The 17,750-nt window shown below is 67.0% G+C and carries 19 protein-coding genes; 7 read left to right on the top strand and 12 right to left on the bottom strand.

The features are described from left to right. Positions 1-2: 2 nt before the first annotated feature. The 3 genes from AL3_RS03520 to AL3_RS03510 are packed head-to-tail and all read right to left on the bottom strand — an operon-like array spanning position 3 to position 3,570. Positions 3-2,234: a chorismate-binding protein gene (locus AL3_RS03520; protein WP_066296652.1), complete on the bottom strand. Its 2,232-nt coding sequence runs from the start codon at positions 2,232-2,234 to the stop codon at positions 3-5. Then, on the bottom strand, positions 2,234-2,740 hold the full coding sequence (locus AL3_RS03515) for a low molecular weight protein-tyrosine-phosphatase (protein WP_066296649.1): 507 nt from the start codon (positions 2,738-2,740) through the stop codon (positions 2,234-2,236). Before AL3_RS03515 ends, AL3_RS03520 begins: the two co-directional genes overlap by 1 nt. Positions 2,741-2,766: 26 nt before the next feature. After that, the gene (locus AL3_RS03510; protein ID WP_066296646.1) at positions 2,767-3,570 is read right to left on the bottom strand and encodes a class I SAM-dependent methyltransferase; all 804 of its coding nucleotides are present in this window, start codon (positions 3,568-3,570) and stop codon (positions 2,767-2,769) included. Positions 3,571-3,921: 351 nt separating this feature from the next. Here AL3_RS03510 and dnaK point away from each other — a divergent pair, with 351 nt between their 5' ends. The 4 genes from dnaK (at position 3,922) to AL3_RS03490 (ending at position 8,115) form a co-directional block, all read left to right on the top strand. Next, positions 3,922-5,796, top strand: a complete 1,875-nt coding sequence (dnaK, locus tag AL3_RS03505; protein WP_066296643.1) for a molecular chaperone DnaK — start codon at positions 3,922-3,924, stop codon at positions 5,794-5,796. 2 nt (positions 5,797-5,798) lie between these two features. Then, entirely contained in the window at positions 5,799-6,419 is a 621-nt protein-coding gene (locus AL3_RS03500) for a nucleotide exchange factor GrpE (protein ID WP_083521394.1), read from the top strand. A gap of 96 nt (positions 6,420-6,515) precedes the next feature. After that, a complete protein-coding gene (locus AL3_RS03495; RefSeq protein ID WP_066296641.1) occupies positions 6,516-7,508 on the top strand; it encodes a DnaJ C-terminal domain-containing protein in 993 nt (330 codons plus the stop codon). An 82-nt stretch (positions 7,509-7,590) separates the two neighbouring features. Further along, positions 7,591-8,115: a heat shock protein transcriptional repressor HspR gene (locus AL3_RS03490; RefSeq protein WP_083521426.1), complete on the top strand. Its 525-nt coding sequence runs from the start codon at positions 7,591-7,593 to the stop codon at positions 8,113-8,115. Positions 8,116-8,130: 15 nt separating this feature from the next. On the opposite strand, the gene AL3_RS03485 is transcribed toward AL3_RS03490, so the two are convergent. The 6 genes from AL3_RS03485 to trmB form a co-directional block, all read right to left on the bottom strand. Further along, positions 8,131-8,943: an ABC transporter permease gene (locus tag AL3_RS03485; protein ID WP_246168396.1), complete on the bottom strand. Its 813-nt coding sequence runs from the start codon at positions 8,941-8,943 to the stop codon at positions 8,131-8,133. Then, positions 8,940-9,899: an ABC transporter ATP-binding protein gene (locus tag AL3_RS03480; protein WP_066296639.1), complete on the bottom strand. Its 960-nt coding sequence runs from the start codon at positions 9,897-9,899 to the stop codon at positions 8,940-8,942. Before AL3_RS03480 ends, AL3_RS03485 begins: the two co-directional genes overlap by 4 nt. Before the next feature lie 39 nt (positions 9,900-9,938). After that, on the bottom strand, positions 9,939-10,235 hold the full coding sequence (locus AL3_RS03475) for a transcriptional regulator (protein ID WP_066296636.1): 297 nt from the start codon (positions 10,233-10,235) through the stop codon (positions 9,939-9,941). Beyond that, the gene (locus tag AL3_RS03470; RefSeq protein WP_066296630.1) at positions 10,228-10,932 is read right to left on the bottom strand and encodes a hypothetical protein; all 705 of its coding nucleotides are present in this window, start codon (positions 10,930-10,932) and stop codon (positions 10,228-10,230) included. The genes AL3_RS03475 and AL3_RS03470 overlap by 8 nt, the downstream gene beginning before the upstream one ends. A 211-nt stretch (positions 10,933-11,143) precedes the next feature. Further along, on the bottom strand, positions 11,144-12,151 hold the full coding sequence (locus AL3_RS03465; RefSeq protein WP_066296628.1) for an NYN domain-containing protein: 1,008 nt from the start codon (positions 12,149-12,151) through the stop codon (positions 11,144-11,146). A gap of 6 nt (positions 12,152-12,157) precedes the next feature. Beyond that, positions 12,158-12,949: a tRNA (guanosine(46)-N7)-methyltransferase TrmB gene (trmB, locus tag AL3_RS03460; protein ID WP_246168466.1), complete on the bottom strand. Its 792-nt coding sequence runs from the start codon at positions 12,947-12,949 to the stop codon at positions 12,158-12,160. A 337-nt stretch (positions 12,950-13,286) separates the two neighbouring features. On the opposite strand from trmB, the gene AL3_RS03455 reads away from it, so the two are divergent. Then, entirely contained in the window at positions 13,287-14,894 is a 1,608-nt protein-coding gene (locus AL3_RS03455) for a DEAD/DEAH box helicase (RefSeq protein ID WP_066296622.1), read from the top strand. A gap of 89 nt (positions 14,895-14,983) precedes the next feature. On the opposite strand, the gene AL3_RS03450 is transcribed toward AL3_RS03455, so the two are convergent. From AL3_RS03450 to AL3_RS03440, 3 genes are all read right to left on the bottom strand, one after another. Next, entirely contained in the window at positions 14,984-15,178 is a 195-nt protein-coding gene (locus tag AL3_RS03450; RefSeq protein WP_066296619.1) for a helix-hairpin-helix domain-containing protein, read from the bottom strand. A 68-nt stretch (positions 15,179-15,246) separates the two neighbouring features. After that, positions 15,247-15,810: a HutD/Ves family protein gene (locus tag AL3_RS03445; RefSeq protein WP_066296613.1), complete on the bottom strand. Its 564-nt coding sequence runs from the start codon at positions 15,808-15,810 to the stop codon at positions 15,247-15,249. 2 nt (positions 15,811-15,812) lie between these two features. Beyond that, the gene (locus AL3_RS03440; RefSeq protein WP_066296612.1) at positions 15,813-16,286 is read right to left on the bottom strand and encodes a pyridoxamine 5'-phosphate oxidase family protein; all 474 of its coding nucleotides are present in this window, start codon (positions 16,284-16,286) and stop codon (positions 15,813-15,815) included. A gap of 244 nt (positions 16,287-16,530) precedes the next feature. On the opposite strand from AL3_RS03440, the gene AL3_RS03435 reads away from it, so the two are divergent. Both AL3_RS03435 and AL3_RS03430 read left to right on the top strand, forming a co-directional pair. After that, a complete protein-coding gene (locus AL3_RS03435) occupies positions 16,531-17,241 on the top strand; it encodes a phosphatase PAP2 family protein (protein ID WP_083521392.1) in 711 nt (236 codons plus the stop codon). A 31-nt stretch (positions 17,242-17,272) separates the two neighbouring features. Next, entirely contained in the window at positions 17,273-17,731 is a 459-nt protein-coding gene (locus tag AL3_RS03430; protein ID WP_083521391.1) for a YccF domain-containing protein, read from the top strand. The last annotated feature ends 19 nt before the right edge of the window (positions 17,732-17,750 follow it).

Genomic DNA, 17,750 nt, shown 5'->3' with positions numbered 1-17,750 from the left:
GTTCAGCCTGACGGCACCTCTGAGCCGAGCGCACCCAGGACGCCGCGGGCCTTGGTGCGCACTTCCTCCCATTCGGCTTCCGGGTCCGACCCGGCGGTGACCGCGCCGCCGACGCCCAGGCTGAGGTCCAGGCCGCCGTTCGGGGCGCTGCGGAGCACCAGCGTGCGGATCACCACGGAGAGGTCAGCGGCGCCCGTCAGCGAAAAATAGCCGACGGCGCCCGAATACGCTCCGCGCGGAGCGGCTTCCAGCTCATCCAGGATCGCCATGGTGCTGGTCTTCGGCGCTCCGGTCATGGAGCCGGCCGGAAACGCTGCGGCGACGGCCTCGGCGCGGCTGGCATCCGGAACGAGCTGCGCATCAACGGTGCTGACCAGCTGATGCACCGTGGCATAGGACTCCACGACGCACAGCCGCGGAACGGTCACGGAACCGGCAACAGCCAGCCGGGAGAGGTCATTGCGCATCAGGTCCACGATCATGATGTTCTCCGCACGGTCCTTTTCGCTCTCCAGCAGCTCCGTGCGCAGGGCCGCATCCGCTGCAGGGTCCTGCCCGCGCGGACGGGTGCCCTTGATCGGCTCGGCGCGCAGATGCCCGTCCGCGCCGATGCGGAGGAACCGCTCGGGTGAGGTACCCGCCAGCACAAGCGGGCCCAGGCGGAGCAGGGAAGCGAACGGTGCGGGGCTGCGCCGGCGAAGCGAGGCATACAGGTCCAGGAGGGCAGCCGGCGCCAGCGGCTCGGGCAGGACAGCATGCAGCGACGTTGTCAGGCAGACCTCATAGGTGTTGCCCTCGGCGATCTCCTGCTGCGACCGGCGCACCTTGGCCAGGTAATCCTCCCGGCTGTCCCGAAAGGTGAAGGATGGTGCGCTGACAGGCCGGAACCCGCCGGTCTGCGCGGGAAGGAAGCCGGTGCCGGCGGCCGGATCGGCGGACCGGGCAGCGGCGGCGAGGGCGGCGGACGCGCGGGCGGGCCAGTCACCGTCCAGGTCCGGCTGCCCGGCGCCCCTGTCCGTGTCCCCGGGGACGGGCCCGGGATCGCTGCCGGAAACATCTTCCTCGAAGAAGGGGTCCCGCAGGGTCAGCAGGTGGACCCTTCCGGCGGCATGATCCAGCACGAGCGCACGGCCCGCGAAAATCAGCGCGGCGTCCGGTCCCGGCCCGGCGGTGTCCGCTCCGCCGGTTTCACGCTTGAGCTCATAGCCGAGGCAGCCCAGCCAGCCCAGGGCGAACGGGCAGGCCAGGCCGTCGGGGGCAGGGACCTGCGCGGTGCCCCATTCCCGGTCCAGCCAGCGGAAGAACTCGCCCGGAACCACGGTGGTCACCGGTCCGTGCGTGATCCTGGTCAGCCCCGCTGTGTGCTCGGCGTACCGGCCGTGGAGACCGCCGCCGTCCGCCATGATGCTGAACCGGCTGCGCCCGGCGGGGCTGCCGCCGGAACCGGCGGAACCGGCGTCGGAACTGTCCAGCCAGACGGCGTTCGGCGAGCTGCCGAACAGTTCGGCGAACAGCGTCAACGGGTCCGGAGCGGCGTCGACCGTCTGCACCTGAACCTGGAGGTCCGGACGGGGCAGGCCCACCCCGGGGGAGGGCAGCTGCAGCGAAGCCAGCGCCCGCAGGACGAAACGGGGGAGCGGAACCTGCTGGAGCGCCGCCTGCTGCAGCGGCGCCGGGGAAGAGCCGGCACCGCCGTCGTCCGGGGTGGAATGAATTGCGGCCGGCTCGTTGCGGACCAGGATGTCGGCAGCGGCGGCCGCCGGGTCCACCGCTGCCCAGGCTGCTTCCTGCGCAGCCCAGCGGTTCCAGTGCGGAGCATAAGTCTCCCCATCCCGGGCCAGGGCGCGTTCCCGGCGGACGGATTCCGGGGATTCGATCCAGAGGACCGCGTCCAGGAGGTGCCGGGCAGCCTGATGCCCGGCACCGACTCCTTCGAAAATTACAATGTCAGCGGGCTCCGTGGCGTGCTGCGTGCCGTACCGGCCCGCCACCCAGTCCCAGGACTGCCAGTGCGCGCTGCGGCCCTGTGCCAGCGGCTCCAGGACGCGGCGGCGGTAGTAATCCATGCCGGTTTCCAGCCCGTCCCAGCCCGGATAGACGTCTTCCAGGTGGAACAGGGCCACCGAGCGGTGGGCCCGCAGCTCGGCTGCCAGTTCCAGCGCGAGGCTGGTTTTTCCTGCTCCGGAAAAACCGTCAACCGCGATCAGCAGCGGGCGTTTTGGTGCAGGGGACATCAGGACCGCTCCGCCAGGGCGCCGCGGACAAAGTCCACCACCCCGGGAACTGCGGCCTGGATCAGTGCGTAGGACGAATCAAAGTCGGACATGTCTCCGTACCAGGGATCGTCGATGCCCTGCTGGTCCAGGGGCAGCGCTGCGGCGGCCGGATCGAAGCTGCGCAGCATCCGGATTTTCCCGTGTTCGGACACCGGAGCTTCGGCCTGCAGATGGGTCAGATGCCCGTAGTCCAGAGCCAGGATCAGGTCCCGGCCGCGGTACCACCCGGTTTCAAAGGCCCGGGCCCGGAAGCTGTCCAGGGGCTGTTCGGGGAAACCGTGCTGGAGCAGTTCGGCGGCCGTGCGGGGGTCCATCGGACGGCCGGCTTCCCACCCGGTGACGCCGGCTGAGTCCACCTCCACCCGGTCCGCCAGCTGGGCGTCGCTGAAAGCGCGGGTGAGGCAGAACTGGGCCATGGGCGAACGGCAGATGTTTCCGGTGCAGACCGTAATGATGCGGTACATCGGTTAAGCGTACCCAGCGGCTGCGCTCAGGGACGGGCGATGAGTTCCCCGCTGGGCATCAGGAACCATCCGTCCGGTGCAGCGGACCAGCGCGTCCAGCCCCCGGCCATCCTTTCCAGCTTCTCCTGCGAGGCCAGGCCCCGCTCGAGGGCCTGCTCGGCGAAGGCAGAGTGGAGGATCCGCTGGGACCACGCGCCGGCGAGCCACTGCCGGCGGTCCTCGGTGGCATAAACCCAGCTGGTGGAGGAGGGAACAAGGCCGCTGAACCCGGCGTCCAGCGCCCAGCTGATGAGCCGGCGTCCGGCATCGGGCTCGGCGCGGTTGCCGCGGGCGATCTGCTGATAGGTGTCCATCCACTCCGCCAGCTCCGGAACCTCCGGGTACCAGCTCATACCGTGATAATCGGCGTCGCGCACGGCCACGATTCCGCCCGGGCGGGTGACCCGGCGCATTTCATGCAGTGCCGCCACCGGATCGGTGAGGTGCTGGAGCACCTGGTGGGCGTGGACGACGTCGAACGTGTCATCCGGAAAATCAAGGTCGTAGACGTTCCCGGAGATGAACTCCACGTTCCCTGCTCCGCGCTCGGCCGCGAGTCTCCGGGCCTGGACCAGGACGTCCTCGGAACGGTCGAGTCCGGTGACCCGTCCCGGTGCCACCAGATCAGCGAGGTCCACGGTGATGCTGCCGGGGCCGCAGCCGACGTCGAGAATGTGCAGGCCGGGACTCAGATGCGGCATGAGGTACGCGGCCGAATCCATCGCCGTCCGGGTGGCGTGCGAACTGACCACGCTGCTGTGGTGGCCGTGTGAGTACGTGTCCTGGGGCATAGCAGGACGATACGCGGGCGGAGGGAATGAAACCGGTTCTGAGCCGCGGTGTGTCACGGGGGGCTGCCCGGAGGATCGGGTGCCGCCATCCACAGGATTCCGCGGGGCCTTGTGCTGTGCCAGCCGCCGGTGCCTTCATAGAAGGAGTGCCTGCAGCTGACACGAAACACGCGGGGACCGAGCGTGAACAGAGTTGAGCCGAAGTCACTCAACTCTGGTTGACAAAAAAACCGCACCCGGTAAAGTTGAGTGCAGAACGCTCAATATGCGCTACGGGTGGCCGAGGCGGCAGGGTCTCCAAAGAGGGCAGCCGCAGCGGGCCATCGATTTCCAAGGAAAGAGGAAGCAAATATGTCACGTGCAGTAGGTATCGACCTCGGAACCACGAACTCCGTTGTCTCCGTCCTTGAAGGTGGTGAACCCACCGTCATCGCCAACGCTGAAGGCGGCCGGACCACCCCGTCCGTTGTTGCCTTCGCCAAGTCCGGCGAGGTCCTGGTCGGCGAAATTGCCAAGCGCCAGGCCGTCAACAACATCGACCGCACCATCGCCTCGGTCAAGCGCCACATGGGCACCGACTGGAGCGTGGACATTGACGGCAAGAAGTACACCGCCCAGGAAATCTCCGCCCGTATCCTGCAGAAGCTGAAGGCCGACGCCGAGTCCTACCTGGGTGAGAAGGTTACCGACGCTGTCGTGACCGTTCCGGCCTACTTCAACGACGCCGAGCGCCAGGCCACCAAGGAAGCCGGTGAGATTGCCGGCCTGAACGTCCTGCGCATCGTCAACGAGCCCACCGCGGCCGCACTGGCCTACGGCCTGGACAAGGGCAAGGAAGACGAACTCATCCTGGTCTTCGACCTCGGCGGCGGCACCTTCGACGTCTCGCTGCTGGAAGTCGGCAAGGACGAAGACGATTTCTCCACCATCCAGGTCCGCGCCACCGCTGGTGACAACCGGCTCGGCGGCGACGACTGGGACCAGCGGATCGTTGACTACCTGCTGGCCCAGGCGAAGGCCAAGGGTGCGGATCTCTCCAAGGACAAGATCGCGCTGCAGCGCCTGAAGGAAGCCGCGGAGCAGGCCAAGAAGGAACTCTCCTCGGCGACCTCCACCAACATCTCCCTGCAGTACCTCTCGGTGACCCCGGACGGCCCGGTCCACCTGGACGAGCACCTCTCCCGCGCCAAGTTCCAGGACCTGACCAAGGACCTGCTGGACCGCACCAAGAAGCCGTTCAAGGACGTCATTGCCGAAGCCGGCATCAAGGTCTCGGACATCGACCACATCATCCTGGTCGGCGGCTCGACCCGTATGCCTGCCGTCTCTGAGCTGGTCAAGGAACTGGCCGGCGGCCAGGAGCCGAACAAGGGCGTGAACCCGGACGAAGTTGTTGCCGTCGGCGCAGCGCTGCAGGCAGGCGTGCTCAAGGGCGAACGCAAGGACGTGCTGCTGATCGACGTCACCCCGCTTTCCCTGGGCATTGAAACCAAGGGCGGTGTGATGACCAAGCTGATCGAGCGCAACACGGCCATCCCCACCAAGCGCAGCGAAACCTTCACCACCGCGGATGACAACCAGCCGTCCGTGGCCATCCAGGTCTTCCAGGGCGAGCGTGAGTTCACCCGGGACAACAAGCCGCTGGGAACCTTCGAGCTGACCGGTATCGCACCGGCTCCGCGTGGTGTGCCGCAGGTCGAGGTCACTTTCGACATCGACGCCAACGGCATCGTCCACGTGTCCGCCAAGGACAAGGGCACCGGCGCCGAGCAGTCGATGACCATCACGGGCGGTTCCTCGCTGTCCAAGGAGGACATCGACCGCATGGTCCGTGAAGCCGAAGAGCACGCCGCGGAGGACAAGAAGCGCCGCGAGGCCGCCGACGTCCGCAACTCCGCAGAGCAGCTGGCCTACTCCGTGGACAAGCTCCTCACCGACAACGACGACAAGCTCCCCGAGGACGTCAAGTCCGAGGTCAAGGGCGACGTTGACGCGTTGAAGAAGGCGCTCGAGGGCACCGAAAACGACGACGAGGTGAAGACTGCGTTCGAGAAGCTGCAGGCTTCCCAGACGAAGCTTGGCGAGGCCATCTACTCGCAGGCCCAGGCAGCAGGTGACGCCGGTGCCGCCGGCTCGGCACCGGGCGAGGGCAGTGCACCGGGCTCCGGCGCGGACGATGAAGACATCGTGGATGCCGAAGTCGTCGATGATGAAGAAAAGAAGTAATCATGGCTGCTAATGGCAACGGAAACCAGAACCCCGCCGGACAGCCGGAGGAGAACGAGGATCCGCAGCCGGCGCAGGCAGGCTCCTCCGCAGCGGACGCACAGTCCGCTGCGGAGGGTGCCCCTCCGGCCGACGGCGACGCACTGTCCCAGGCCGAGGAGATCTTGAACAGCGCCGGCAGCGGTGCGAAGGACGACGCCGGCTCGGCCGAAGCGTTCGAACTCCGCAACGACCTGCTCCGGCTGCAGGCTGAGTACGTCAACTACCGCAAGCGGGTGGAACGGGACCGTGATGTCGCCCGGGAAATGGCAGTGGTTGGAATGCTGAATTCCCTGCTGCCCGTTCTGGACGACATTGAGGCTGCCCGCCAGCACGGGGACCTCGCAGAGGGTCCTTTCGCCTCGATCGCGGTGAAGCTGGAAAACACGCTTAAGGGTTACGGCATGAGCCGGATCGATGAGACCGGCGTGGCGTTCGACCCGAACGTCCACGAAGCGTTGATCCAGCAGCAGAGCCCGGACGTCCAGTCCGACACCGTCACGCAGATTCTGCGCACCGGGTACAAGGCGAATGACAGGGTGCTGCGTGCGGCACAGGTGATCGTCTCCGTTCCGGAGCAGTAGCAGTTGATGCCCGGGACCGCCGTGGGCGGTCCCGGGCATCTCCGGTGGAGAGCCGGGTCCAGCGTTGTAGGCAAGACATAGGGAAGGGGACACCAATTGGCTAGTCAGGATTGGGTCGACAAGGATTTCTACAAGATTCTGGGTGTTCCCAAGGACGCTTCCGAAGCCGACATCAAGAAGTCGTACCGGAAGCTGGCGCGCAAGTACCACCCGGACCAGAACCAGGATGATCCGTCCGCGGAGAAGATGTTCAAGGACGTTTCCGAGGCGTACTCGGTGCTTTCCGACGCCGAGGAGCGCCAGCAGTATGACGCCATCCGGGCGATGGGCAGCGGAGCCAGGTTCACGGCCGGCGGCGCCGGCCCCGCCGGTGGAGCAGGTGCAGGTTTCGAAGACATCTTCGGCGGCCTGTTTAATCAGTCCGCCGGACGCAGCCGGCGGGGGAGTTCCTTCAACGCCGGCGGCAGCAACATACCCCCGGAATTCGCCGACCTGTTTGGCGGCGGCGGTTTTGGCGGCGGCGGATTCACATCCGCGCCCCCGCAGAAGGGTGCGGACCGCACGGCCAGCACCACCATCTCCTTCGCCGGGTCGATCAACGGAACCGTGATCGGGCTGCGCGAACCGAGCGGGGAAGTCGTCGAGGTACGGGTACCCGCCGGTGTGAAGGACGGCCAGCGGATCCGGGTCCGCGGCAAGGGCATGCCCGGGGCCGCGGGCAACGGAGACCTGATGGTCACGGTGCACGTCACCCCGCACGACTTCTTTGTGCGGGACGGCAACAACATCCGCATCCATGTGCCGATCACCTTCCCCGAGGCAGCCCTCGGCGCGACGATCGAGGTCCCGACCCTGACAGCGGACCGGGTCAAGCTCAAGGTTCCTGCCGGAACTCCGTCCGGCCGCACCCTGCGGGTGAAGGGACGCGGTGTCCACACCTCAAAGGGCAACGGCGACCTGCTGGTGACAGTCGACGTCGCCGTTCCGTCCCATCTGAGCAAGGACGCGAAAGCCGCAGTCGAGGCCTTCGCCGATGCGACCAAGGGCGAAGACCCGCGCGCCGGGCTGGCCGCCAAGGCACGGCTGTAGCCTGGCCGGCAACGGAGCGGACCGGGCTAGTATGACAAACACGCAAGCCAGCAAGTAGCGAGGGAGAGTGAGGAACGTGGGCATCGACGTTAATGCACCCATCTTCGTGATCTCCGTTGCCGCTGAACTCGCGGACATGCATCCGCAGACCCTGCGGCAGTATGACCGCCTTGGCATCGTCAGCCCGAGCCGTGCTCCCGGGCGTTCGCGCCGGTACTCGCAGCGGGACATTGAGATGCTGCGGGAGGTGCAGCGCCTCTCCCAGGAGGGCGTTTCCCTGGAGGGCATCAAGCGGATCATGGAGCTGCAGAAGCAGGTCTCCGGGCTCCGGGCGCGGGTTAACGAACTCTCCGCTGAACTGGACCAGGTCCAGCAGCGCAGCGCCGACATGGGCCGGGTGTTCGCTGCCGGGCTCGCCGGCGACGTCGTCACCCTCTCCCGCGGGCAGCGTCCGCCGGCCTCGAGGTCCACCGGCCGGCCGCTCGGCCTGGCCGCGCTGGCCGCGCTCAACCGCCGGGTGATGGCATTGCCCGCGGGCAAGGGCAGCCCGGCGGAAACCGAGCTGGGCTACACAGCGGACCGCGGCGAGTTCTTCGGCTCCCGGTAGCTTCTCCCTGCAGTCCTAGCGGAAGCGGCGTCCCTGGTCCCGGCGGTTGGCCCAGATAGCCCCCGCAGCGAGCACCGCAGTCCACGCCAGGAAGCAGATGACCGCCGTGGCTTCAAATGGTTCACCGGAGAGCGCTGAAACGGAGAGGTCACGGGCCGCCCGTGAGGGCAGGAACCTGGAAAAGAGGTCCAGGCCGGGAGAGAAAATCTCCGGCGGCAGCATCATCCCGCCCGCGAAGGCCAGCGGAAAAAAGACCACCTGGGTTACCGCAATTGCCACCTTGGACGTGCACAGATATCCGATCAGCAGCCCGAGGCAGAGGAACGGGAGCCCGCACAGCAGCCAGACGGCCACCGCCAGCGGCACGCGCCACCACGGCAGACTCCCATCCAGGTACAGGTCCATGCCGGCAGTGGTCAGGGCGCCCACCACCAGGACCGGAACCAGCGCGAAGAAAGCGAACATCATGGCGGTCACGGCACGGGCCACGGTGGCCGGAACGGCTCCCGCGGGCAGCGTCCGCACATAGCTGCTCCACGGATTGGCCCGTTCTTCCGCGACGCCGATCCCGTAGTTGAACAGGAACGCGCTCATCACTCCGAATACCGCGAGCTGTGCGATTGCCGTCAGCGATGCCAGCGGATTGGACGTCACCGCGGTCTGCGGGAGCACGAAAAACACCAGCGCCAGGGTCGGAAAGATGGTGGAGGACAGGACGGCAACCGGAATCCGCAGCTGCTCCAGGACCTGGGCCCGGGTGTGGGGGCGGATCAGGTGCAACTGGGATTTGGCTTCCAGGGGGCGTGCCATAGCGGTGGTGGGGCTCATCGGACTGCTCTCCGTTCAGGGGCAGGAGCGGACTCTCCGGCGTGGGTGAGGGAAAGAAAGGCTTCCTCGAGGCTCGCGGCGTGCACTTCCAGGCTGCTGAACCCCACGTTGCCGCGGACGAGCAGCCGTACCGTTTCATCGGCGTCGTGCGTGAGGATGGTGGTGGCGCCGGAGGCAGAGACGGACACCGAAACGGTGCCGGCCATCGTCTCGAAGGACGACGCCGGCAGTTCGGTGTGGAAGGAAACCCTGGATACGCTGACCCGCCCGCGGATCTCGTCAACGTTGCCGTCCGCCACCACGGAGCCTTCGTTGATCACAACCACGCGGCTGGACAGGGTTTGGATCTCCTCCAGGTAATGGCTGGTGATGAGGAGCGTTCCGCCGCCGGCCCGGTAATCTGCCAGGCGTTCCCAGAGGTTCTCCCGCGCTTCGACGTCCAGGCCGGTGGTGGGTTCATCCAGGATCACCAGCCGGGGACGCCCGACTAGCGCCAGCGCCACGAGCAGGCGCCGCTGCTGCCCTCCGGAGAGTCCGCCGCACTGCTTGCCGGCGGCCGGCCCCAGCCCGAAGCCGTCCAGCAGCTCAGCCGTCGGGATCGGATCGGTGTAGTGGGCGGCCACGAAATCCACGGTTTCCCGCACCCGCAGCGTTGCTGGAACGGAGGTCGCCTGCGGCGTGGTTCCCAGCTCCCGCCGGGACAGCGGATTCCGGGGATTCTGGCCGAAGAGTTCGACCGTTCCCGTGTCGGGCTGGCGCAGTCCGCTCAACAGGTTCAGCAGCGTGGACTTGCCGGCTCCGTTGGGTCCGAGGAGCCCCACGGTTTCCCCTGCACCGACGGCAAAGCTGACTGTGTCCAGTGCTTTGGTGGGGCCGTAGCTTTTGCTTACGGAGTGGGCTGCAGCCAGGGTACCGGCCGCTGTCTTCGGGCCGCCGCGGGGGCTGGGGATGCTCATGTCTGAATTCTCCTTGCGCTGATGCCGGTGGCCGGCAGGTTAGGAAAGGCCGGAAAGCAGGTCCTGCAGGTTACGGCGGTAGCGTGCGTAGGCCGCTTTGCCTTCGGGGGTGATGCCGACGTAGGTGGCGGGCGTGCGGCCTTCAATGGTCTTGGTGACTTCCACGTAGCCGGCCGTCTCCAGCTTCCGGACGTGGGTGGAAAGGTTGCCCGCAGTCATTTCGAGCAGCTTCTGCAGCTTGGTGAAAGCGATCCGGTTGTTCTCACCGACCTCGTTGAGCGTAGTCAGGGTGCGCAGCCGGGATTCGGCATGGATGACGGGGTCGAGTTCAGGCATCGGCTGCTGCCGTCCGGCGCCGGCGGGTGCGCAGGTACTCCACCAGGGCTCCCAGCAGCAGGCCGGGGGAGCCCAGGAAGAGGAACACCGCGAGGAAGAGATCGGGGCCGGAGACCAGCCCGGCGATGGTTACGATCAGGAGCCAGACCCCCAGGTAGGACTGCTGCTTGTCGTTGAAAGTGGTGCCGCCCGTGATGTAGAGCAGGCCGACTATGAGCACTGCAATCGCGTTGACGAGCATGCCGCGCAGCCAGAAGTCTTCGATAATCCTGCCAAGGGTTCCGCTGAGGGCTCCCATCACGGTGAAGCCGAGCGCCCAGGCTGCTCCGTACATTCCGCCCTGAAAAGCTGATTGCCCGCGGATGCCCCGGGACCCCCGTGCGAAGATCACAACGGTGGATATTGTCGCTGCGGCCAGGGCAGCAGCGAGGATGATCAAAGCGGTTCCGGGCTCCAGGGGCAGCAATCCCGTTTGGCTGCCCCAGAGCGAGCCATAACCGATGACCCAGGTGAGACCCCACAGAAGATAGACAAGCGCGGTGTTTCCGGAGAGGGTCCGCCGGGCTGAGCGCTCCGCATCCTGCACCACTGCCAGTGCCTGGTGCAGGTTCAGTGCCCGGTCCTCCCCCGAGGAGGCTTCGTCTCCGGGGTACGCAGGGGTGCCGGATACCCGGTCCGGGCGGGTGCTGTGATTCATACAAAGTAGTTTGCGGTACAAAGTGCTTTGTGGGAAGAGGTTGAGGGAATGTTTCTTCTTGTGGCCGCGGGGGAGTGCGCGCCCGCACGGTCCACACGGAGGCGAACTCCTCACGGTCCGCACTCCACACGGTCTGCACTCCACATGCTCCGCACCGAGGCGCTCCGCAATCCCACGCGCCGCTACCCGGCGCGCAGCACCGCCCCCGAAATCAGCGCGGGGTGTCAGCCTCCGGGCGGAGGCGGATCAGCCGGTGCGGGCCGTCCTCCTTGAGCTCGACCAGATCGGCGTGCGAGGAAAGGAAGTCGGTGAAGGACCGGAAACCGAGCGGTTTCTCGTTGAACGAAGGGTCCATCCGGCGCATCTGGTTCTTGATCGTGCCCGTGTTCAGCCACTCATCGGCGTCGCCCTTCGCATGGCCGATCTGCAGGGCGCGCACCAGCAGCTCGGTGGCGAGGGTCAGTGGATCAATGTCCTCGGCGGGGTCCAGCTCGTCGAGCTGCGCGTCTTCGGTGTGGGAGAACATGGGGATGGTGGTGAGCTTGCGGGGCTTGTCCGACGCCTGGCCGGACGGGGCCTCGGCCGGCGCGGGGGATTTCCGGTCCGGGGAAGGCCGCTCAGCCGCCGCAGCTGCGGTAGACCGGTCGACGCCGGGCAGCGAGTCATAGTCCTCAAACTCGTCGCATGCCGCCGCGAGGGAGGTGCTGGTCGACCCGGCAACACCGATGCCCACCACGAACCGGCCCAGGCGCTTGGACTTCTGCGCCAGCGCGATGTAGTCCGAATCCCCGGCGACAATGATGACGTGCGTGAGGTCGGGGAGGCGGAAAAGGTCTTCGACGACGTCGACGGCCAGCCGGATGTCCGCGCCGTTCTTGGTTCCGCGGGTGGTGGTGGTGAACAACTGGGTGAGGTCCACCGCCCGGGACATCAGCTGCCGCTGGTAGCTGGCATTGACCGGCACCGACCAGTCCGCGTAGGCGCGGTTGACGACCAGCGTTCCGAAGGACGCGGCGAAATCGATGATGGCGTTGAAATCAACGGTCGCTGCCGTCAGTTTGGTGCTGATTTCCGGGTCGGCGTCACGGCTTGACCGGTCGAAGTCGCGGATCCCGTCCCGCTGGAAGGCATTCCGGCCGTGCAGCTGCTGGTAGCGGGAGATGACGATGTTATCGAAGTCGATGTAGAGGCCAACGCGTGCATCGTTTGGTTCAGTCATGGAAGCTCAGGCCTTGCGGTAGGTGAGGTCGAAGATCAGCCGGTTGGCCTGGTGCGCCTTGTTTTCGAAGCTGGTCAGGGTGCGGCCCTCGAACCGCGGTGCCCAGCCGCCGCGGGTATCGACGTCGTCAGTTGCGTCTTTCCCCTCCAGGCCGCGGGCGTACACCTGGCTCAGCGGGCCGTCCGCACCGGCACGCTCGCCTGGGTGCAGGTTCTCGAAGTGCGGGGAAGCGTCGAGGACCTCCCGCATCTGGACCGCGTAGTCGGACCAGTCGGTGGCGAGCCGCCACAGCCCGCCCGGGACCAGCGCACGGGCCGCGAGCTCCGCGAAGGAGTCCTTGACCATGCGCCGCTTGTGGTGGCGGGTCTTGTGCCAGGGATCCGGGAAGAAGACCCACAGCTCGTCCACCGACCCGGCGGGCAGCATGGTGGAGAGCACCTCCGGAGCGTTGGCCTGGACCACCCGCACGTTGGTCAGGTTCTTCTGGCCGATGCGCTGCAGGGTCTGTGCCAGGCCGGGCAGGTAGACCTCCACGGCCAGGAAGTTCTTCTCCGGGTTCTGCTCGGCGGCATGGGTAACAGCTTCACCGAGTCCGGAGCCGATTTCGACGACGAGGGGCGCCTTGCGCCCAAAGGCTGCCTCGGCGTCGAACACGTACTCCGGATCCACCGAGGTGTCGGCCTGCACGCGGGGAACGTCAATCACATAAACGTCGGAGAGCTCATCCCAGGCCTGCTGGCGGCGTCCCTGGAGCCGCGAGCCCCGGCGGACGAAGGAAACGGGGGCACGGAAGTGCATCGTTTCGGCGTCTTGAACGTCGTCGGCTGCGTCGGTAACAGGCAGGGCTGGTTCAGTAGTCATCACTGTTAATGCTAACGGTCCGGCGGTTCAGGCCGGTGCGGACCGGAGGCCGCCGATTAGGTAACAGCGCTCCATCCGGTAAACTGGGGGAAGTTGTTGCGACTGCCGCGCCTAAAAGCCGCGTGTGTAAGCAGCGCAACCTGCGTCGATGAACGCTTTCTTTTGTCCCGCCCGGTGCGATTCCGGGGCGGTGGACACTGTCTGACTTTTCTTCGGCGAACCCTCTGCGCTACACGGCATAGGGGGCCTCTTACCGAAAGTTGCCTGTCTTTTAATGACTACTTTTGCTGCCCTTGGCGTGCCCAAGGCACTTGCCTCAACCCTTTCCGCACAGGGAATCGACGAAGCGTTCCCCATCCAGGTGCAGACCCTGCCCGATACGCTCAAGGGCCGTGACGTCCTGGGCCGCGGCCGCACCGGCTCCGGCAAGACCCTCGCGTTCTCCCTGCCGCTGGTAGCCCGCCTGGCCGAGGCCGAGGCTGTTTACCGCCGCCGTCCCCACCGTCCGCTGGGCCTGGTTCTGGCGCCGACGCGTGAACTCGCCACGCAGATCAACAACGTTATTGAGCCGCTCGCTGCCGAGCTGGGCCTGAACACCACCGTCATCTACGGCGGTGTGTCCCAGCAGCGCCAGGAAAAGGCGCTGGGCGCCGGCGTCGACATTGTTATTGCCTGCCCCGGCCGCCTCGAGGACCTGATGAAGCAGAAGCTCATCAGCCTGGAGTCCGTGGAGATTACCGTGCTGGACGAGGCCGACCACATGGCGGACCTTGGCTTCCTCCCGGTGGTGCAGCGCCTGCTGGACCGCACCCCGGAAAAGGGCCAGCGCCTGCTGTTCTCCGCGACCCTGGACAACGGCGTGGACAAGCTGGTCCGCCGCTACCTCTCCAACCCGCTGACCCACTCGGTGGACGATCCGCAGGCCGCGGTGACCACCATGGAGCACCACGTGCTGCTGGTCCAGGACCAGACCGCCAAAAAGCTCCTGGTCAAGGAACTGGCCTCCGGCCAGGGCCGCCGCATTATGTTCATGCGCACCAAGCACCACGCCCGGAAGATGGCCAAGTTCCTCAGCGACAGCGGCATCCCCGCCGTTGACCTGCACGGCAACCTCTCGCAGAACGCCCGTGACCGGAACCTGGCAGAGTTCGCTTCCGGCGACGTCCGCGTCCTGGTTGCGACCGACGTCGCTGCCCGCGGCGTCCACGTGAACGACGTCGAGTTGGTTGTCCACATCGATCCGCCCACGGAGCACAAGGCGTACCTGCACCGTTCCGGCCGCACCGCCCGCGCCGGTTCCGACGGCACCGTCGTCACCGTGACCCTGCCCGAGCAGAAGGGCGAGGTGTCCAAGCTGATGAAGGCTGCCGGCGTCGACGTCTCGATCGAGAAGGTCTCCCACAATTCACCGTCGATCGCCAAGCTCATTGGGGAACGCGCCGCCGTCGTCGAGCCGCACGTCCGTGCAGCCCAGCTGGCAGCCAAGTCCCCGCAGCAGGGTGGCGGCCGGTCCACCGGCGCCAACGCCCAGCGCAAGCGTGCGGCCCGTTCCGGCACCGCAACCGGCACCCGTGCCGGCGGACGCGGAGGATCAGGCGGCCGCGGCCGTGTCTCCGCCGAGCGCGCTCCCGCAGGCGAGGCCCCCCGTGCCCAGCGCAGCCCCGAAGGACGCCGCGGCTCAGCAGCCGCAGCCACGTCCCAGGGCCGCAACCGCCGCCCCGCCACCGGCCAGCGTGCCGGCGATGTGGCAGCAACCGGAACGCACCGCTCCGGCGGCACCCGGTCAGCAGCTCCCGCCGCCGGCGGCAGCGGCCGCCCGGCACGTGCAGCCGGCCCCCGCCGTGCCACCGCACCCGCGTCGAACGAACGCCGCAGCCGCTAAGCGCTGGCAGCTCCATCGGCTGAAACAGCTGACATACAGAAGGCCCCGCAGATTAATGCGGGGCCTTCTGTATGTCTGGGCCTGCGGCATTAGCCGAGGCTGAGCCCGTGCTCACCCAGCGCGGCATCAATAATGTTCAGGGCTTTGGGTCCCATACCGTGCAGCTGCGCCAGGTCTTCCCGGGGAATACCCGCCAGCTGGCGCAGCGAGGTGATCCCCGCGCCGCCCAGGGCCCGCACCGCGGGCGCAGAAATCCGGGGGAGTTCATTCAGCGAAGTGCTCATGCGTCGATGGTAGGCAACGGTCATTCCGGAAAGAAGGGCCCGCGGCGGACACGGCGGCGGGAGAGCGGTCAGTCCAGTTCGTAGAAGGAGACGACGGCGGCGAAACCGCGCCCCAGGACCTGCGGCCGGTCCCCGCTCCCCGGCACCGTGTCCAGCGGATCCAGCTCCTGGCTGCCGGCCTCGAGCATGGCTTTGGCGGATCCCTGCAGCAGGACCAGGAACTGGCCGGGCCCGAGTGACGGAGCGTTCTTCTTCGACAGCTCCACCACCATCACGGCGGCACCGAAACGGGTGCGGTCCACGAAGGTATTAAGCACGGTCACTTCGCCGGTGGGCAGGGAAGCGGCTGCGGGCGCGTCTCCGGAGTAGCGGAGCGGCCGGAGGCGTTCCATGGCGTGCTCGGTTCCGTCCACGTTCAGGAGGAGCAGCTCGCCCTCCACCGGAAGCGTGATGCGGTCCATTCCCTCAAACCTGGTGAACGGAGCGGATTTTTCGATGGTCGCGGCGGCTAAGCGCCAGCCGGGAGTTCCGGACGGGCCGGCAGGGCCGGACGCGATGTCCTTCACCCGACCGGCGTTATTCCCCCAGGTGTGGGAGGGCAGGGCAGCGAAGCTCAGGATCGGAGTTTCCACGCCTATTCCGTGAAAGCCTGGCGGGGCCGGGCCGAGAGGACATGGCGGCGGGCGGTATCGGTGATCCGGAAACGCCTGCCGGTGGTCTCGGTGGGCTCAATGCGCACGAAGTGGTTCTTCTCCCCGCTCTGCCAGGGGAAGAGTTCCAGCGTCTCGGAATCCAGGACGTCCTCGATGGACGCGAGCTGGGAGGCCGTTCCCTTGAGCACGACGCTCCAGGCATAGCCCAGGCCGTCGTCGTAACCGTCGACCTCGAACGCGACCGGGGTGTCCGTGAGGGCTGCGGCCAGCTTGGTGCCCGCCGCGCTGCGGAAAACGACAGTGCCGTGGTCCACAGCGAAGTTGATGGGGAAGATGTCCGGCGCTCCCTCCACCAGCACGGCAAGCCGCCCGACCGAAGCCTGGCGGGCGTACTCCCAGCACTCGCTGGAAGTTAGCTCAACGGGTACTCCTGCATCATCTTTGGTTCGCGGCATGCCCTCAGTCTAGGCACAGGCAGTGGGATTAGGCACAGGCAGCAGGCCCAGGCCCAGGGCCGCGGATTTCGGTACAGGCAGCGGTCCAGGCCCAGGCGTCCAGGTGCTGCTCCCTCAGCCGGCCCCCTCAACCCCTGGGGGGACGGGGCCGCAGCGCAACTGATACCGGGGGTCCAGACAATCCAGGCAGCCCGGGACCTGAGGGCGAGGCGGCCCTCTGCGGGTGCCCGTACCGTAGAAGACCATGAGTCTGTTAGTTCCTTCCGCCCGAACCCTTCCGCGCCGCCCGGTGCCGGCCGGCCTCCTGACCACCGGGATCCTCCTGCTTCTAGCCGCTGCGGCCTACCCGGTCCGGGATGCCCTGTACCTCGCTGCCGCAGGGTCTGCGGCGGAATCCGCCGCTGCTCCAGCCGTCGGCCTCGTCGCCGAATCCGGGTTATGGCTCCTGGTCGCCGCGGCCGGTGGCATTGCAGCCTGGTCGCTGCTGCGCGACCGCCTGGTCTTCCTGCGTCTGGCCTCGGCGGGAGTGGGAGTGATCGGGGCGTATCTGCTCAGCGAGGGGATCAAGCTCATCGTGACGGAGCAGCGTCCCTGCCGGGCCCTGGTGGTTGAGACCGTTCTTGCCTGCCCTGTTGAAGGCGACTGGTCCTGGCCGTCGAACCACTCAGTGCTGGCGGCGGCCTTCGCCGCCGCATGCGTCCTCGCCCTTGGCCGCACCGCGTGGCTGGTTGTGCCGGCAGCCGTGCTGCTTGCCGGATCCCGGGTGGCGGGCGGCGTCCACTATGTGCACGACGTCCTGTCCGGGCTGGCCCTGGGAACCCTGGTGGTCACCGTCGTCGTTTATGCGCTGGACCCAGTGGTCCGCCGGTTAGCCGTCCGGTCCTCCCGGCCGGATCAGGCACCTGGAGCCTCCGGGCAGCTGCCGGACGGGCCACCACCGGCGGGCAAACCGTGACTCTGCACCGCATCTGGAGAACAATGGGCTCATGAAGGCAATCCTGAACGTTATCTGGCTCCTGTTCGGCGGTATTTGGCTAGCCCTGGGTTACGTCCTCGCCGGAATCGTCTGCTGCCTGCTGATCGTGACCATCCCGTTCGGCATCGCCTCCTTTAGGATCGCGTCTTATGCGCTGTGGCCCTTCGGCCGCACCGTTATCGACAGCGGCCGGGGTACCGGGGTGCTTCCCACCCTGGGCAATGTGATCTGGCTGGTGCTTGCCGGCGTATGGATCGCCATCGGGCATGTGCTGACGGCCATTCCCATGTTCGTCAGCATCATTGGCATCCCGCTGGGCATCGCGAACCTGAAAATGATCCCGATTTCCCTGGTCCCGCTGGGCAAGCGGATTGTGCCGACCTCCGGTCCCGGCCTGGTTCCCTACAATTCGCCGACTCCGTATGCGACCTATTCAGGGTCACCAGGCAAGGGCCGGTACGGCCGGTAACCTAAACCACCTGCGGGAA

This window comes from Arthrobacter luteolus NBRC 107841 (genome assembly GCF_001552075.1).
Classification (GTDB): domain Bacteria; phylum Actinomycetota; class Actinomycetes; order Actinomycetales; family Micrococcaceae; genus Arthrobacter_B; species Arthrobacter_B luteolus.
This window is presented reverse-complemented; position numbering and strand designations above follow the sequence as displayed.

Excerpts from the sequence above, each read along its gene's own strand:
- AL3_RS03520 (WP_066296652.1), bottom strand. The coding sequence starts at position 2,234 with ATGTCCCCTGCACCAAAACGCCCGCTGCTGATCGCGGTTGACGGTTTT.
- AL3_RS03515 (WP_066296649.1), bottom strand. The coding sequence starts at position 2,740 with ATGTACCGCATCATTACGGTCTGCACCGGAAACATCTGCCGTTCGCCC.
- AL3_RS03510 (WP_066296646.1), bottom strand. The coding sequence starts at position 3,570 with ATGCCCCAGGACACGTACTCACACGGCCACCACAGCAGCGTGGTCAGT.
- dnaK (WP_066296643.1), top strand. The coding sequence starts at position 3,922 with ATGTCACGTGCAGTAGGTATCGACCTCGGAACCACGAACTCCGTTGTC.
- AL3_RS03500 (WP_083521394.1), top strand. The coding sequence starts at position 5,799 with ATGGCTGCTAATGGCAACGGAAACCAGAACCCCGCCGGACAGCCGGAG.
- AL3_RS03485 (WP_246168396.1), bottom strand. The coding sequence starts at position 8,943 with ATGAGCCCCACCACCGCTATGGCACGCCCCCTGGAAGCCAAATCCCAG.
- AL3_RS03480 (WP_066296639.1), bottom strand. The coding sequence starts at position 9,899 with ATGAGCATCCCCAGCCCCCGCGGCGGCCCGAAGACAGCGGCCGGTACC.
- AL3_RS03475 (WP_066296636.1), bottom strand. The coding sequence starts at position 10,235 with ATGCCTGAACTCGACCCCGTCATCCATGCCGAATCCCGGCTGCGCACC.
- AL3_RS03470 (WP_066296630.1), bottom strand. The coding sequence starts at position 10,932 with ATGAATCACAGCACCCGCCCGGACCGGGTATCCGGCACCCCTGCGTAC.
- AL3_RS03465 (WP_066296628.1), bottom strand. The coding sequence starts at position 12,151 with ATGACTGAACCAAACGATGCACGCGTTGGCCTCTACATCGACTTCGAT.
- trmB (WP_246168466.1), bottom strand. The coding sequence starts at position 12,949 with ATGCACTTCCGTGCCCCCGTTTCCTTCGTCCGCCGGGGCTCGCGGCTC.
- AL3_RS03455 (WP_066296622.1), top strand. The coding sequence starts at position 13,287 with ATGACTACTTTTGCTGCCCTTGGCGTGCCCAAGGCACTTGCCTCAACC.
- AL3_RS03450 (WP_066296619.1), bottom strand. The coding sequence starts at position 15,178 with ATGAGCACTTCGCTGAATGAACTCCCCCGGATTTCTGCGCCCGCGGTG.
- AL3_RS03440 (WP_066296612.1), bottom strand. The coding sequence starts at position 16,286 with ATGCCGCGAACCAAAGATGATGCAGGAGTACCCGTTGAGCTAACTTCC.
- AL3_RS03435 (WP_083521392.1), top strand. The coding sequence starts at position 16,531 with ATGAGTCTGTTAGTTCCTTCCGCCCGAACCCTTCCGCGCCGCCCGGTG.
- AL3_RS03430 (WP_083521391.1), top strand. The coding sequence starts at position 17,273 with ATGAAGGCAATCCTGAACGTTATCTGGCTCCTGTTCGGCGGTATTTGG.